The sequence below is a fragment of the Microbacterium sp. NPDC056052 genome (genome assembly GCF_042266785.1).
GTDB lineage: Bacteria > Actinomycetota > Actinomycetes > Actinomycetales > Microbacteriaceae > Microbacterium.
In genome coordinates this window covers 425657-440428 of record NZ_JBHJWV010000003.1, presented here as the reverse complement: position 1 = coordinate 440428, position 14772 = coordinate 425657, and the positions used below count along the sequence as shown (strand labels likewise).

The 14772-nt window shown below is 67.0% G+C and carries 21 protein-coding genes; 12 read left to right on the top strand and 9 right to left on the bottom strand.

Annotated features, from left to right (window positions below; translation table 11 throughout):
- The first annotated feature begins 38 nt into the window (after window positions 1–38).
- From ACFC1J_RS08785 to ACFC1J_RS08770, 4 genes are all read left to right on the top strand, one after another.
- The gene (locus ACFC1J_RS08785; RefSeq protein WP_375904416.1) at window positions 39–836 is read left to right on the top strand and encodes an IclR family transcriptional regulator; all 798 of its coding nucleotides are present in this window, start codon (window positions 39–41) and stop codon (window positions 834–836) included.
- A gap of 95 nt (window positions 837–931) precedes the next feature.
- Window positions 932–1363, top strand: a complete 432-nt coding sequence (locus tag ACFC1J_RS08780) for a MarR family winged helix-turn-helix transcriptional regulator (RefSeq protein ID WP_375904414.1) — start codon at window positions 932–934, stop codon at window positions 1361–1363.
- Window positions 1360–2589: an MFS transporter gene (locus ACFC1J_RS08775; protein ID WP_375904412.1), complete on the top strand. Its 1230-nt coding sequence runs from the start codon at window positions 1360–1362 to the stop codon at window positions 2587–2589. Before ACFC1J_RS08780 ends, ACFC1J_RS08775 begins: the two co-directional genes overlap by 4 nt.
- A 101-nt stretch (window positions 2590–2690) precedes the next feature.
- A complete protein-coding gene (locus ACFC1J_RS08770) occupies window positions 2691–2966 on the top strand; it encodes a hypothetical protein (protein ID WP_375904411.1) in 276 nt (91 codons plus the stop codon).
- Between the two features lie 16 nt (window positions 2967–2982).
- On the opposite strand, the gene ACFC1J_RS08765 is transcribed toward ACFC1J_RS08770, so the two are convergent.
- Window positions 2983–3441, bottom strand: a complete 459-nt coding sequence (locus ACFC1J_RS08765) for a DUF6855 family protein (RefSeq protein WP_375904409.1) — start codon at window positions 3439–3441, stop codon at window positions 2983–2985.
- A gap of 277 nt (window positions 3442–3718) precedes the next feature.
- Between ACFC1J_RS08765 and ACFC1J_RS08760 the strand changes: the two genes are divergently transcribed.
- Genes ACFC1J_RS08760 through ACFC1J_RS08745 form a run of 4 tightly spaced genes read left to right on the top strand, consistent with a single transcriptional unit; the run spans window position 3719 to window position 7372 of the window.
- Window positions 3719–4873, top strand: coding sequence for a hypothetical protein (locus ACFC1J_RS08760; RefSeq protein ID WP_375904407.1), 1155 nt, complete (start codon window positions 3719–3721; stop codon window positions 4871–4873).
- Complete coding sequence (locus ACFC1J_RS08755; RefSeq protein WP_375904405.1) at window positions 4870–5853, top strand: ABC transporter ATP-binding protein; 984 nt, start codon at window positions 4870–4872, stop codon at window positions 5851–5853. The genes ACFC1J_RS08760 and ACFC1J_RS08755 overlap by 4 nt, the downstream gene beginning before the upstream one ends.
- On the top strand, window positions 5850–6593 hold the full coding sequence (locus tag ACFC1J_RS08750) for a hypothetical protein (protein WP_375904403.1): 744 nt from the start codon (window positions 5850–5852) through the stop codon (window positions 6591–6593). Before ACFC1J_RS08755 ends, ACFC1J_RS08750 begins: the two co-directional genes overlap by 4 nt.
- Window positions 6590–7372 carry an ABC transporter permease gene (locus ACFC1J_RS08745; RefSeq protein ID WP_375904401.1) on the top strand — a complete coding sequence of 261 codons (783 nt, stop codon included), beginning with the start codon at window positions 6590–6592 and terminating at the stop codon, window positions 7370–7372. The genes ACFC1J_RS08750 and ACFC1J_RS08745 overlap by 4 nt, the downstream gene beginning before the upstream one ends.
- Window positions 7373–7768: 396 nt before the next feature.
- Here ACFC1J_RS08745 and ACFC1J_RS08740 read toward each other — a convergent pair whose 3' ends face one another.
- Window positions 7769–7975 (bottom strand): DUF3263 domain-containing protein, encoded by a 207-nt coding sequence (locus ACFC1J_RS08740; RefSeq protein ID WP_375904399.1) that lies wholly within the window; start codon window positions 7973–7975, stop codon window positions 7769–7771.
- 11 nt (window positions 7976–7986) lie between these two features.
- Complete coding sequence (locus ACFC1J_RS08735; RefSeq protein WP_375904397.1) at window positions 7987–8211, bottom strand: hypothetical protein; 225 nt, start codon at window positions 8209–8211, stop codon at window positions 7987–7989.
- 17 nt (window positions 8212–8228) lie between these two features.
- Here ACFC1J_RS08735 and ACFC1J_RS08730 point away from each other — a divergent pair, with 17 nt between their 5' ends.
- The 4 genes from ACFC1J_RS08730 to ACFC1J_RS08715 are packed head-to-tail and all read left to right on the top strand — an operon-like array spanning window position 8229 to window position 9760.
- The gene (locus ACFC1J_RS08730) at window positions 8229–8405 is read left to right on the top strand and encodes a hypothetical protein (RefSeq protein ID WP_375904396.1); all 177 of its coding nucleotides are present in this window, start codon (window positions 8229–8231) and stop codon (window positions 8403–8405) included.
- Between the two features lie 28 nt (window positions 8406–8433).
- Window positions 8434–8772 (top strand): hypothetical protein, encoded by a 339-nt coding sequence (locus tag ACFC1J_RS08725; RefSeq protein ID WP_375904394.1) that lies wholly within the window; start codon window positions 8434–8436, stop codon window positions 8770–8772.
- A gap of 10 nt (window positions 8773–8782) precedes the next feature.
- Window positions 8783–9475, top strand: coding sequence for an SOS response-associated peptidase (locus ACFC1J_RS08720; RefSeq protein WP_375904392.1), 693 nt, complete (start codon window positions 8783–8785; stop codon window positions 9473–9475).
- A gap of 9 nt (window positions 9476–9484) precedes the next feature.
- Entirely contained in the window at window positions 9485–9760 is a 276-nt protein-coding gene (locus ACFC1J_RS08715) for a hypothetical protein (RefSeq protein ID WP_375904391.1), read from the top strand.
- A 76-nt stretch (window positions 9761–9836) separates the two neighbouring features.
- Here ACFC1J_RS08715 and ACFC1J_RS08710 read toward each other — a convergent pair whose 3' ends face one another.
- The 6 genes from ACFC1J_RS08710 to ACFC1J_RS08685 form a co-directional block, all read right to left on the bottom strand.
- Window positions 9837–10091 (bottom strand): hypothetical protein, encoded by a 255-nt coding sequence (locus ACFC1J_RS08710; protein ID WP_375904389.1) that lies wholly within the window; start codon window positions 10089–10091, stop codon window positions 9837–9839.
- Entirely contained in the window at window positions 10088–10555 is a 468-nt protein-coding gene (locus ACFC1J_RS08705) for a hypothetical protein (protein ID WP_375904387.1), read from the bottom strand. The genes ACFC1J_RS08710 and ACFC1J_RS08705 overlap by 4 nt, the downstream gene beginning before the upstream one ends.
- Entirely contained in the window at window positions 10552–10770 is a 219-nt protein-coding gene (locus tag ACFC1J_RS08700) for a hypothetical protein (protein WP_375904385.1), read from the bottom strand. The genes ACFC1J_RS08705 and ACFC1J_RS08700 overlap by 4 nt, the downstream gene beginning before the upstream one ends.
- A 35-nt stretch (window positions 10771–10805) precedes the next feature.
- Entirely contained in the window at window positions 10806–12380 is a 1575-nt protein-coding gene (locus tag ACFC1J_RS08695; protein WP_375904384.1) for an N-acetylmuramoyl-L-alanine amidase, read from the bottom strand.
- Between the two features lie 324 nt (window positions 12381–12704).
- Complete coding sequence (locus ACFC1J_RS08690) at window positions 12705–13421, bottom strand: hypothetical protein (protein ID WP_375904382.1); 717 nt, start codon at window positions 13419–13421, stop codon at window positions 12705–12707.
- Window positions 13418–14770: a GDSL-type esterase/lipase family protein gene (locus ACFC1J_RS08685; RefSeq protein WP_375904380.1), complete on the bottom strand. Its 1353-nt coding sequence runs from the start codon at window positions 14768–14770 to the stop codon at window positions 13418–13420. Before ACFC1J_RS08685 ends, ACFC1J_RS08690 begins: the two co-directional genes overlap by 4 nt.
- Window positions 14771–14772: the final 2 nt, after the last annotated feature.

Here is a 14772-nt window from a genome sequence, read left to right as displayed (position 1 = left end):
CTTGCGATGTGGTCGCCCACGTCGGTAGCGTCCACATCATGGAACAGGCGTCTCCCGCGAAGCGCTCCGTCCCTGGAGCCCAGGCCATCGCGCGCGCCGCCGAACTGCTCCGCCTCGTCACGGCCTCGCCCGACGGAGCGGCGCTGCAGCGACTCGCCGCGATCTCAGGACTCAGCCGTTCGACCGCGCACCGGCTGCTGTCGGCGCTGCGCGCGGAGGGCCTCGTCGACCAGGATCCGCAGACCGCCCTCTGGATGCCCGGTCCGGAGCTCTACCTCATGGGAACAGTGGCCGCGGCGCGCTACGACATCACGGAACTCGCGCGCGACATCGTCCGCTCCCTCGCGGTGAAGACCGAGGAGAGCGCGTTCCTCTCGGTGCGCAGGGCGGACGAGACCGTGTGCCTGCTGCGCGAAGAGGGCGCCTTCCCCATCCGCTCCTTCGTGCTCAGCGAGGGCGTACGGTTCCCGCTCGGGGTCGCGAGCGCCGGGCTCGCCATCCTCTCGTTCCTGCCTGACCACGATGTGGATGCGTACCTCGCCCGTCATCCCGAACTCGGCGAGCGCTGGGGGCGCACGCACGCCCAGACTCCGCTGCGCCGACGCCTGGCGGAGACGAAGGCTCGGGGGTACGCCGTGAACCCCGGCCTGATCGTCGAGGGCAGTTGGGGCATGGGCGTCGCGGTGTTCGACCGCGACGGTCGTCCGGAGTGGGCGCTGAGCCTCACCGGAGTGGAATTCCGGTTCGGCCCCGATCGCCTGCCCCTGCTCGGACGCACCCTGCTCGCACACGCTCATCAGCTCTCCGCCCGAATCGCCGGCCGCGCCTCACGCTGAGCGCGGCGCTCCGCCGAGTGGATCCTGGCGCGCTGCGCCGGTCCTCAGCTCGCTCCGCCTTGTCATTTACATACCATCGGTTATATACTTCCGGTATGAATCACGGAGAGATCCTGCAGTCGATCGTCTTCTCGACGCACGCGCTCACCCGGATCGCCGCACAGGAGGCCGGCAACGACGCTCCTGCGGCGCAGTGGCGGGCCCTGAGTCTGCTCGACCGCGACAACGGGCAGCGGGTCGGCGAGCTGGCGCGAGCCAGCCGCACGACGCAGCCCGGGATGACCCGGATGCTCGGCCAGCTCGAGCAGGAGGGTCTGGTTCTCCGCTCCCCCGACCCCGAGGACTCCCGCGCGACGGTCGTCACGATCACAGCCGAGGGGCGCGCCGCCCTGCACGCCTGGCGCGACGAGATCCAGCGGATCCTCGCTCCGCGATTCAGCGACCTCGACGACACGGACTGGGAGCACCTCTCCCGCGCCGCCGAGATCCTGCACACGCATTCGCTTCTGGAAAGGACAGCACGTTGACTTCCACCGGTTCCTCGGTATCGATCTGGCGACAGCCCGCACAGGTCTGGGCGGTCGCCTTCGCCTGCGTCGTGGCGTTCATGGGCATCGGGCTGGTCGACCCGATCCTCCCCGCGATCGCCGAGTCGCTCAAGGCGACGCCGGTGCAGACCGAGCTGCTGTTCACCAGCTACCTGCTCGTCACCGGTGTGGCGATGCTCTTCACGAGCTGGATCTCCAGTCGCATCGGAGCCAAGGCCACTCTCCTGATCGGCCTCGCGCTCATCGTGGTCTTCGCCCTGCTGTGCGCCCTGAGCGGCAGCGTCGACATGATCATCGGCTTCCGCGCCGGCTGGGGTCTCGGCAACGCGCTGTTCATCTCGACCGCGCTCGCGACCATCGTCGGAGCGGCGAGCGGCGGCTCCAGCGCCGCCATCATCCTGTACGAGGCCGCCCTGGGTCTCGGCATCGCGATCGGCCCGCTGCTCGGAGGCCTCCTCGGCGAGGTCGCCTGGCAGGGCCCGTTCTTCGGCGTCGTCGCGCTCATGGCGATCGGCTTCATCGCCGTGCTGACGCTGCTCCGCGGTCCGTTCGAGAAGCGCGAGCCGGTGCCCTTCTCGGCGCCGTTCAAGGCGCTCGGCCGGCCCGCGCTCGGCGTGCTGGCCGTCGCCGCACTGTTCTACAACATCGGCTTCTTCGTGCTGCTGGCGTTCTCCCCGTTCCCGCTCGGGTTCAGCGCGATCGGCATCGGCCTGACGTTCTTCGGCTGGGGCATCGCGCTGGCGGTCACGAGCGTCTGGGTGGCTCCGATCCTGCTGCGTCGCATGCCGATCACCCGGATCATCCTGTTCGTGCTGCCCCTGCTGGCGATCGATCTGATCGTCGCCGGGATCCTGGTGGCGATCCCGATGGCGCTGGTGATCTGCATCATCGTCGGCGGCCTGCTGCTCGGCATCATGAACACCGTGCTCACCGAGGCGGTCATGGAGGCGACGGATCTGCCCCGCTCGGTCGCATCGTCCGCCTACTCGGCGGTGCGCTTCATCGGCGGCGCCGTGGCCCCGCCGGTCGCCGCGCTCCTGTCGCACCTCTGGGGCGATACCGTGCCCTACCTGTTCGCGGGGGTCTCGGTGCTCATCGCCGCGCTCGTGGTGCTGTTCGGTCGTCGTGCGCTCGCGCACATCGACCGCGGCTCGCACGACGCTGCGGAGGATGCGGAGGCGATCCTCATCGGCGACGCCGCCTGAGGATCCCCACCCGGACCCGAACGGGTGCCGCGAACGGCCCGTCCCGCACGATGCTGCGCGGGGCGGGCTTCGTCGTCGGCGGCGGGCCCTACGCTGGAGACATGCTGATCGGACTTATCCGCCCCGTCGAGTCCAAGACCCACACCGTGCAGGCCGAGGAGCTGGACGAGATCCAGGATCTGCTCGCCGCCGAGACCCCCGAGGGATGGCAGCTCGCGTCCGCACCGGTCGCGATGGCCAAGAAGGACACGGTCCTCACCGCGGAGGGCACGATCGTGCGCCGCGACGGCGTGCAGGAGATCGAGGCCGACGACATGACCGCGCTCGAGGCGAAGGTGCCGGAGGGATATCGGCTGCTGTCCGTGCGGGTCGTCTGAGTACGCAGGAACGCGCTCAGAGCGCGCGGACGCGGTTGTTCCGGGCGTTGTGCTCCCGTTCCACCAGCCCGAGCTGCTCGAGGAGCGGAGGCAGATACATGCCGAAGCGCCCGCGATAGCCCTTGCGCAGGCCGTACCAGCCGCCGACGGGATTGTCCTCGGCGCGGCCGAACGCCTCCACGGTGCCTTCGGCCGCCGGCTTCTGCTCGTCCGCGGCTCCCAGCGCGACCCAGTCGCCCTGGGCCACCAGCCAGGCGTGCAGATCCTCGATCGCCCTCGCCCGGTAGCGCAGCGTGGTCGAGCCGACCTGGCAGACGAGCCCGTCGCCCTCGCGGTGCATCGTGTACTCGCTCGAACCCGGCGCTGTGCGCAGCCGCCACGGGCTCCCCGCCGCTGGCTCCGGAGACAGGTTGTTCTTTGCCAGGCGAATCACCTCCACGTCCGCGCCGCCGCAGGAGTGGCCACTGTTGATCATGGCTCCCGCACTCTTACACCCATTTTTCGACTACGTCCAATTTGTTTCCGCCTGCCGTGGACCGTAGCGTGCGACTGGGGGGCTCGTTCGAGCATCTCATTGTCGAGAAAGAAGGAGGATGCGATGAGCGCCATCGAGAACATCATGGATGAGGTCAACGACCTGCCGCTGTACGTCAGCTCTATCGGCTGGACGTGGAACCACGGCGCATAGTAGGTCGGAAGGGGGCGCCAGCAGCTGGCGCCCCCTTCTTCCGGATAACGCGAAGGAACAGACGATGACGACGCCCGTCACGGAACTCGCCCTGGCCCTCCTGGACACGGATGGCCTGCCGGCTTCGATGAGAGATCGGGCGCTGATCGCGTCCATCACGAGCACGACGCGAGAGCGGACACCGCTTGCTCCAAACTTCGCTTCAGATCTGGGGGTTCGCACGCGTAGCGACGCAGAGGTATACCTGAGCGAAGTCGCCTCGATGCAGGGAATCGACGTCGACTCGTACCTTCGCCGGCTCGAACCCGACCAGGTCCTCCAGGTCATCACGGAGAATCGGAAGACAGCTGGCTACGTTGAAGCGACCCTCGACGCGCTCCTCAACTTCGCTGGGCAGTGGACGCTTGTGGCTGCTATCGCACCAGCCCTGCTTGCAGAGCCGGAGCACTATGGCACCGGCGAACTCACCTACGCGGCGGCAGCGCTCTCTGCGGTAAAGAACCCGGCCGCGCGGACCGGTTTCACGCAAGCCGTCGATTCGGCAGCGACCTCATTCTCGTGGTCGATGGCAACGATTCGGTTGGCCGCATGGCTCATCAAGCGCGCGAACAACCTCGATGCTGGCGAAGCGATCCTCGGCGATCGGGAAGCTCGTATCGACGCGCTCGTTCGCGAGCGCCGGATCAGCTGCGGAGATGGCGAAGTGATGAAGGGCGTCGGGCATAACCTGCGGGCTCTGATCTGGACGAAGCGCAAGAACGGCCAGGAGGCAAACGCCTCACTCAGTCTTGCTCGCACCGCACTGCGATCCAACGGGCTCGTTTGCGTGGGAGCGAGCGAGCGCAATCGCTATTACGCCCAGTCGACCGTAAATCAGATCCAACTTGAGGCGATGCAACACGGATTCGATACGGCATATGAAGCATCGGAAGAGCACCTCACCTGGGCGCGTGAATCCGATCCGACGTCCGTCACCGAAGCCCTCAGCTTGACCGGCTACATGGCCTACAGGTCGAACAAACTCAACACCGCGGAAGCACATCTCGTCGAAGCTATCTCCAGGCTCGAGCTTGAGGGCGCCCCTACACAGCTGTCGGCCGTGCGCAAAGCAATGATCGCCACCCTTCATGTGCAGGGCAGGGACGAGCAGGCGCTTCTCCTTCTTGACCAGCTGCAACGAGACCCCGCCGGCCTCGACCGATATCGGATTGCCGCATGACCGCCTCGGCCACCAGCCCACTGCTGAAGGTGGATTCGCTAGCGCGAACGTACGTTCAGAAGCGGAAGACAACTCACGCGGTAAAAGATGTCTCGTTCGAGATCGATCGTGGTGAGATCGTGTGCGTGCTCGGACCGAATGGGGCGGGGAAGACGACGACGATCAGGATGATCGCGACCCTGCTGGAGCCGTCATCGGGTCGAATCGAGCTTTCCGGGGTCGACATCGTCTCCCGACCAAAGTTCGCTCGCGAGCGAACCGGGCTCGTTCTTGGAGGCGACCGCGGGTTTTACATGCGGTCGTCCGCGGCCGAAAATCTCCAGTTCTTTGGCGAGCTTCAAGCCGTACCCCGTAAGGGACGCAGAGAACGCATCGCTGAGGTATTGGAACGTGTCGGACTCGCCGAGCACGGCTCTGATCCGGTGGAGCGTTTCTCCCGCGGGATGCGCCAGCGGCTCCACATCGCCCGAGCGCTTCTCGCTGAGCCGGAGCTGATTCTTCTGGATGAGCCGTCGATCGGCATCGACGCTCATGGCGCACGCGAACTGCGAAGCATCGTTCGCGATCTCCGCTCCACCGGCACGGGAATTCTCCTCACGACTCACTACATGCAGGAAGCCGAGGAGCTCGCGGATCGGGTCGTCGTGATCGATGCCGGAACTGTGGTCGCGTCAGGCAATGTCGCCGACATCGCCGTGGAAGCGAAGCTCACGGGTGTGTCGAGCTTCCGAGCGAGGACCCTGACACCTGAACTTGAATCTGCGCTGCGAGCTCTCGAAGGCGTCGCGACCGTCGTGACCGCGGAAGGACACGGTGGCTGGCAGATCGACCTCGCGTGGAGCCGAGTGTCTCCTCACTCCGACTTCGCCGATGCATGGGATCTGGAGCCTGTAGGCGTGCGCCGCCCGACGCTGGAGGAGTCCTATCTGGCATTCCTCGAGAACCGGAGAACATCGACCCAATCGGGTGACAGCGTATGATCGCGTACGTATCCATTGCTGCCTTTCACATGCGTCAGCTTCTCCGGATCCCGTTCTTTGTTCAGACTGCTCTACTCACGCCGGTAACGTTCCTGCTGATGCGTGCGTTGGGCGCGCTGAACTCGGGCGCGATCGTGCCCGGACTCGCATGGTTTGACGCGAGCGCTGCAGGCATGTGGGCCACAACCACCACCGCTGTCGGACTCATTGGGTTCCAACGGTTCCAGGGCACGCTCGAGCTTCAGATCTTCTCCGTCCGCCAGCCCAGTGTCGTGTTCGGGCCCCTCACATCCGCGGCTGCGTTGATCGGTCTGATCGGCATTCCCGTTGCCGTTCTTCTCCAGCTGCTTCTGACTCGCAACGTTCACTTGTCGTTGTCGGTGTTGCTCGGTCTTTTCACTGCTACCGTCGCGTGCGTCGCGTCCGCAGCGGTCCTCTCGGCAGTCTTCGTTGTCAGCGTGTCCGCCCGAGCTTTCGAGCCGCTCATCTTGACACCGGTGTGGATGCTTGTCGGAATCGTGGCACCGTTCACCACGCTCCCCTCGTGGCTCTTGCCCTTCGCTCTCGCTCACCCTCTGACGTCCGCAGTGCTCGTCTCGCGACAGCCCGACGTCATCCCAGCCCTCGGATGGGCGGGCGTTTCAGTGGCTGTTTCGGCCCTCTATTTGATCGTTGCCGGCTTTGGGCTCCGCGTCGCCATCAAGCGGGCACGTGTCGATGGCACGTTGGCGATGTCATGATCGGCGGCTTCATGATCGGCGCCAGGATCGCCATCAACTCCCTGCCTGAGACAAGGACTGTTGTAACCCTTCTCGTTCGCCTGGCCGCAGTCCCGCTGTTGACTGCGCTCTTCTATGTGATGCTCGCGACCGGGGGCACAACGGCGCTCACCCCCGCCGATGCACTTGCGGCTTCGCTCGCCGTGGGCGCGATCCAGGCGACGGTCGCAACGTGCTCGCTCCTGGCGACCGATAGGTTCGAAGGAACCTCAACGTTTCATCTCACCGCGCCACGACCACCGATCATGCTGTCGGCAGGCCGATTGAGTGTGCCCACCATTATCGGCTTCGTTACAGGGTCCATCACTTCGGTCTCATTGCTTCTGGTATCCGCAGCATCTGTCTCGCCAAGCGGGTGGGCGCTAGCGCTGCTTACCGTGGCCACCGCGGTTCTGGGCAGTGTTGGCCTGGGGTACTTTCTCGCAGCGCTCAGCCTGTCTCTTCGTGATTCCCTGGTCACCGCAAACCTTGCGGGCTACTTCCTGCCGCTCGTCTGCGGTGTCGTGGCGCCGCTGACGTTGTTCCCTGCGTGGGCGCAGATACCCCTCGGCATTCTGCCGCTGTCGCATGGGACTACCGCTGCGCGAGAGTTCATGACGTCTGGGACAACATCCTCGGCGTGGTTCTCTCTTACTCTGTGCATGCTCACGGGAATCGGATGGGCAGTAGTCGGTGCTGTCGTCTGGCGCCTGCAGCAGCGTCGCGCACTCCGCATCGGCACCGCCGAGTTCCTTCAGTGAGCCGCGCATTGGCTTTCCCAGTGGCGTCGGATGCCAGAGGGGCCGGAGTAGTCATCTTGTCATCCATGCCCACCACATGCGCGGCACCGACGCGAGTTTGTACACACGAGCGAGAACGAGTGCGAAGTCGAACGTAGGGAAGCCCATAAAAAGGCCGCTGGAGGGGCAAAAACGCCTGAAAAACAACTGGCCGGCCCATGCGGGGAACTGCCTGTGAGGAAAGCAAGAGGCCCTCTTCCTAGCGTCTGCTAAGAAGAGGGCCAATCCCGTGGTGCACCCCCTGGGACTCGAACCCAGAACCCACTGATGTCCAGTGGGGCATACCAGAGCATCCCGTCGGCTACTTCATGCGGGCCAACCGCAGCGCAGTACCCCCAGGTAAACCTAGGAACATGCTCAATTCGACGAGTAAACGACGGATTCCCGACGCCCCGGCGTGCGGACGCGCCGCGCGGTGATCGGATCTGCCAGCATCCCCTCCACGCTCTCAGCCGCACGCATCAGCAGCACGAGATACCGCGGCGGGGTCATACCGAGCTCGTTACGGATCCGCATCTCCTTGTTGCTCGACCACCCGGGGTTTGCTTCCTCGAACGCGAGCATCTCCGCCGGACTCACGGGGCCCACAGCCCTTCGTCGTCGAGGTCTATGTCCGCGTCCATCCATGCCGTGCGATCGACGACAACCTCGCCGAAGCTGCACGTGATCGCTCCCTCCGGGATCGGATACGGGCCGTCGCATCGCGGGTGGTACTCGATCATGTCCTCGGCAGTCACCGGGAACTCGGTGACTAGGGGGCGTCCATCCTTGCGCATGCGGGTGATGCTGCCACCGGCCACGGACATAGGCTGACCGCATGCAGAACGCGATCCAGGACGATGGGTTCGTGAGCGCGGTCTGCCCGCTGTGCGGCGTCATGCTGCGCGACGAAGGCGGCGCGCTCGCCTGCCCCGAGCACGGCGTCATCCACCCGCGACCGACCGGCGTCGTCATGCCGCCCGAGTTCGACGGGCCAGACTTCGACCAGGCGTGATGTCGGCGCCACGGCGTACGCTCCCCGCATGCCCAAAGACGACTCCCCGCGGTGGCACCCGATGCTCGCCACCGTTGAACCTGAGCCAGGCGTGTGGGTCATGATCGACAGCCTGCAGCGCCCCTACGGGCTCGTACGCATCGTGAAGGTCGAGGGCCTCACCCGGTTCCGGGCAGAGCACATCGGTACGCTGCTGGGCTACTCAACGACGCTGCGAGCCGCAGTCGAGCGTGTGCACGACAGCGAGCTCCGCTCCATGTTCCCCGGCAGTGCGACCGCGCCGCCCGTTTCGAAGGAGCCGCGCATGGCGTGGGTGGCCGAGATCAGGGCGAAGTACTCGGCCGCACGTCCCGGCGGCGGGGCGTAGGGTGGCGGCCATGTGCGGACGATTCGCGATGAACGCCAAGACCGACGAGCTGATCCAGGAGTTCGTCGCCGGCGGCGGCGACCCACAGGACTGGTGGAAGGAATGGCACGGCTCCTACTCGATCGCGCCGACCGACTCCGCGCCGATCGTCCGTGACCGCGGCGACGGCCGGTTCCTCGAGCTCGTGCGCTGGGACTGGGAGAAGCCGAAGAACATGCGCCCGGGCGCCCCGCTCATCAACGCCCGGGTGGAGAAGCTCGCGGCCGGGTTCTGGGCGCCGGCGTTCACCGCGGCGCGCTGCGTCGTCCCGATGCGCGGCTACTTCGAATGGACCGGCGAGAAGGGTGCGAAGATCCCGCACTACCTCCACAGCGACGGGCTCCTCGCCGCCGCCGGCCTCACGTGGTCGATGGACGTGCGCGGCGAGCAGACCCGCTGCTTCGTCGTCGTCACCCGTGAAGCGCGCGACGCCGGCGGCGAGGTCCACGATCGCATGCCCGCGTTCCTCACCCCCGACGCCATGGACGCATGGCTCCAACCGGTCAAGCTCGACCGTCCCGGCCGGGAGAACATGCTCGCCCTCCTCGACGGATCCTCCACGGCGATCGCGTCCACGATCGAGCAATACGTCGTCGACCGGAAGGTCAACAACACCCGCACCGTCGACCGCGACGACCCGACCGTGATCGCCCCGGCGGCCTAGGCTGTCCTGGTGCTCATTGGAATGATCCGCCCGCGCGAGACGCGCACCATCACCGTGCAGGCCGAAGAGCTCGACGAGATCCAAGACCTGATCCGCGAGCAGTCCCCGGCCGGGTGGGAGACGATCTCCGCGCCGGTGGCGATGTCGAAGAAGGACACGACGATGACCGCCGAGGGAACGATCGCTCGCCGAGACGGCGTGACCGAGATCGAAGCCGACGACATGGCCGCGCTCAAGGCGAAGGTCCCCGACGGCTACCAGCTACTCTCCGTCCGCCGCGTCTGACCGCGGCGCCAACGACGCAAGCCGCCCCCGCCTCTCCGAAGAGCGACGGGGGCGGCTTGCGTTCTTGATGGGGTGATCAGCGGGCGTTGGCGGGGGCGCCCCACACGCCGGCGAAGCCGACGGCGAACCCGCCGACCACCGCGGCGAGGATCAGCCACGCGTCGGCCTGGCTGAACGATCCGTCCGCGAATGCGGTGGTCAGGGCTCCAGTGCCGCCGGTGACGGCGCCGGCGATACCACCCGCGACGGCCTTCTTCGACCGGGCGAGGAACGACGGCCCGTCCGTGACCGGTGCGTTGTCGATCGGGGTGAGAGGAGGGATGCTGCTCATGATGTTCCCTTCGTGAGTGCGTCGGCCACACGGCCGATGTCTTTTCGGATGCCGCGGATGTCCGAGGCCTGGCCGGAGAGGTCGGCACGGGTCTGCTGCTGGTCCTCGCGCAGCTGCATGATGTCCGTGCCCTGCTGGCGGTGCGCCCGCTCGAGGTGAGCGACCGCATCCACGAGCGCGTCGACCTTCTGCTCGGTGCGGTTCGTGGAGTCACGCATTGAGCTCCCCGAGTTCGGTTTCACCTCGTGCTCCACAGCGCGGGTGCGCTGCAACACGAGCCCGAGGATCGTTCCCGTCGCGGTGAACAGGGTGATAAGGATTGGTGCGGTGTCCTTGTCGATGAGCGCGTCGCCGGCGTCGTCGTGGAGGCTGAACGCCCAGATGAGGGCGGCGACACCAACGACAACACCGATGCCGACCACCACCCACCACGGGATCTGTCGCCGCTTGCGGTGCCCAGTCATGCGGCGACCACCTGCCACACCTCCACGACGAGCACAGCGAGCGCCGCGACCAGCACAGACGACGCGACGAGGATCGCGCTGCGGGACACCGGCCGCGGGCGCTTCTGCCCGTGCTGGATGTTCGACTGGCGGGAATGCACCCACTCGTCCTCCGTGCGTGCGCGCCGCGGCTCCGCCGGGAACGACATATGCCCGTCTTCGTGCGTCGCGCCCATGATCCGAACCTTGCCGTTCACCTGGATCCGGCCATTCACTTCCCACCTCCGAACCACTTCTTGAGCTGCTCGAACAACCACTGCCAGAACCCGGCAGCCTCCGGCGTCAGAGTCGGCGGGCCCGGCGCCGGCGGCGGATTCCCCGCCGCGTGCTCCTGGGCGCGGTCCACGATCCGGCCGAGATCCATCGCCGGGCCCGGGCATGCGGTCGCGGAGATGCTCGGGTCGAGCTTCGCGCGCGCCTCGTTGTGGCCGAGGACGTGATCCCGGTCGATCGGGAACCCGTACCGCTTCGACGCCCACGCGACGAGCTGCGCGATCTGCTCGTGCGCGGCATCCGAGATGCCCCATGCCGGCGCGCCCGTCGTGTTCTGCGTCTCGACGGTCACGGCCTGCTGGTCGATGATCCGGCCCGTCGTCCACTGCCGGTCGTCCGGGTGCACGATCTTCCGGGCGAGACCGTCCGCACCGACGAACCACGTCGGCGACACCTCCCGGTCGTTCGGGCTCATGAACCGCTGCACCTGCACGTCCGGAGTGCGCGTGTCGGCCGCGTGGTGCACGACGAAGTACTGCACCCGGCCGGTACGTGCCTCGCGGTTCGCGGACCACTTCCCGAGCCACACGCCGGGAACGGCGGGGTCGTCGTTGGGACGCGTGGGCGGCGCCGGATCCGTTGCGGGCGGCGTCGGCGTGCCCTTGATCTCAGTGAGCCCGTCGACCGTGCGCGGTGAGAGCCCGCCGAGCCAGAACCAGGCGCCGGAGTACGCGCCGCGCAGCCACCGGTCCTCACCGTCGACCGCCTGGCCGTGCGTCCATCCGTTGAAGTCGCCGACGTCGTTCGGCGCAAGGAACGTCGTCTGCGCCGCAGCCGTCGACGGCGTCGCGCGACCCTTCACCCCATCGCTGTCCGCCTGCCTCTGGTTCGCGGCGAGTGTCGGCTTCGGTGCGTCCAGCAGCGGCAGCCCGTCCACGTTCTGCGGGGTGAGGCCGCCGAGCCAGAAGAACAGGCCCGAGAAAGCGCCCTTCGCCCACCGGTTCTCACCGTCGACGGCCTCACCGGTGACGTAGCCGGCGAAGGTGCCGACCTCGCCCGGGGCGAGGAAGCTCGCGTCGACGACCTCCGCGGACGTGGACGGCGCGCGACGTGCGCGCACTCCGTCGGCGCCGGCGCGGCGCTGGTTCGCCTCGAGCGCCACGCTGGAACCGTCGAGGGATCCGGTGTACTCGACGTGCCACGGTTCCGTCTGCGAGAACGAGTACCCGGCCGGATCGAACCCGTACGCGGGAGCGTTGGCGCGGAGCCAGTTCGCGCGCGGGGTGCCGTAGCGGGTCACCCCAGGGTCGTCGCCGGAGTCGTGCACGTCCAGCGCCCGCGGCCCCCGCGGTCCGTCCTCCTCATGGTTCGAGTAGCCGGGCGCGGCAGCGAGCGTGCCACCGTTGAGGTACGCCTGGTAGAGCGCGGCCTGCTCCTCACGGGTACGGGTGCCGTCTGTGACACCGAGGGTCAGACCCCACGCCGCCTGGAACGCGGCAGCGAGTCGATCGAACGCCGCGGCGACGTCGACCTGCACACGGCAGCCGTCGCGGGTCGTGTAGGCGTAGGGCATGAGCGGGACGTCCTTTCGGTGGTACGACGAAGCCCCGCCATGCGTGACGGGGCAGGTTTCTTCGTAGACTGCAGAAATGGAGATGGTCACTGACGCGCGCACAGACACAGGCGGACCCGCCCCGGTTGGCCGCGCACACGGCGGCGACAACCGATGCCCTGCCTGCAGCCACGGTCGGACTCCAGCGAGCAACATTTCGGTTGCCATCCGTCTCGCGCTGCATCTCCGGCCACCGCGGACGCGATGCAGACACATCACGAACTCAGGTGAGGGCGAGGAATGGTTCCCGACCGAGTGTGAGTGCCGCGACCAGTTCCACGCGTCCTAGCCCCAGTAGGTCTTCAGCTCGGCGCGACGCGCGGCGATCTGCGCGTCGGTCAGATAGGCCTTGTGGATGTGGGCCTCGCGGACGGACATTACAGCCCCACCCCCACCCCCGTAGCCAAGAGAGACGTTCCCGGGGTGCGCGGACGCAGACGTGACGTTCGTCGCAGATGACACGTCGCCGCCCGCGGTCAGGCGGGCGTTGCGGGTCGCGCCGATCGCCGCGTACTGCAGCGAGAACGCGACAACATCCCACCCCGTAGGCATCAACGGTGCGCCGAGAGACCCGCCCGAGAACCCGGACGTGTTGAGCGTCCGGGTCGTGCTGATGCGCCACTGCTGAGAACCAGTCGCGATGATCGTCCCGTTACCGCTGGACGGGGTAGTGATCTTCGCATACACGATCACCGTGAAATCGCTGGTCGACAGCCCCGGGATCGTGAGGAAGTTGAAGAACTCACCACTGTTGAGGGTGAGGGCTTCATGCCCGTCAACGATCTCGATCGATGGCGCCGGACCGTTCGGGGTCCACGACAAAGACCCGTCCCGGGAGGGCCACGAGGTGACATCCGACCCGGTCGCCAACTGGTACAAGTCCGTTGCCGTGAACCGGTACGCGGGCTGCGGGTCACTGACCGCGAGCACCGGAACCGGGAACAGCGACGGGGCGACCGCGCCCGTGGATGCGGACGGGCTGGTCTGAACGGTGGTCTTCACAGGACAACTCCGATCTCCGCGAGAATGCGGATCAGATAAGGGGCCAGCAGGCGGGCGATCGCCCGGTAACCGTTCGCGTTCGGGTGCAGATCATCCGACATCAGCGACGGGGCCGGACGGTCCTCCGTCAACGCCGTCGCATCCGCCGTCGTGCGGGTGGTCCCCAACACCTCCGGGCCGTACTGCACGAAGAGCTTCCGGATGTCCACGAACCGGGCAGGATCGACCGTCTTCTTCGCGTCGTTCTGCGCCAGGATCGTGGCGTACCCGGATGACCCGGACGGCTCCGACTGGGCGTTCAGGGTCGACAGGATCAGATACGGGACACCATGCGAACGGGCACGATTCACCCGAGACTGCAACGCCGCGACAACATCCGAATCGGACGGTTCGTTACGGCCCGCAAACCAGAGGAACGGGTGCGAGGATACGGTGACCGACGACGACTGGAACATGAACGGCGCCGCCATCGCCACCGCTGCGGGAAGAGTCGCCGCCGGAGTGAACGACCACGCCCCGCCCGTGTCGATTGAGAGAGTGCCCTGCACTGTCGTGCGCGCACCTGCCGCGGTCACACCCTGAAGCGTCCCGGGGAATGACCGTGCCGCCGCATCCCTGGGGTTGTACCCCTCAGTGACCGTCACCGTCACCGACGACGCACCGCTGGTCGCGATCGTGCCGAACACGGAAACAGTGAGCCCGCCCGCGGTCAGCTCTGCCTCAGACGCGGTGTACCCGGACACGCCACGATTCGCGATCTCGATCCCCAGCAGTGCCGACAACTCCGCCGGCCACGTCGTCCCGCCCCCGCCAACACCCTGCGTGATCGAGTCCCCGACCGCCACCCACGACAGCAGACAGTCCAGCATCATCCGCCACGTGACCACCGTCGCCGAGGAAGGACGACCCCACGTATCCAGGACCGTCCCCGGGAGGCGCCCGTCCGCGAGGACGAACGGCGCCCAGCCGACACCATCGAACGCGACCGCGGACCGCTGAATACCCGACTCCACAATCGGGGCCGCATACTGCTCAGGGCCGCCCGGGGGCGTGTACGAGAGCACCCGACCACGCGGGTCCCTCACCAGCACCCCGCCCAGCGGGAACGTCTCCAGCTCAAAGAGACTCGGAACCATCGGGGTAGTCGTCAGCGACACATTCGCGGTCGTGAGCGCACGCTCCGCGGCCGCATCGATCAACTCGGGACTGTTCGAGATCACCGTCGTCGCCACAGGGACAATCCGCGCGTCGACCTCGGCCTGCGCTTCAGTCGGATTACGGATCGCCATAGCCATCGAGGCCGGCGTCGCGACCTGAAGCCGACCGACCTGAACCATCTGCGAGATCATGC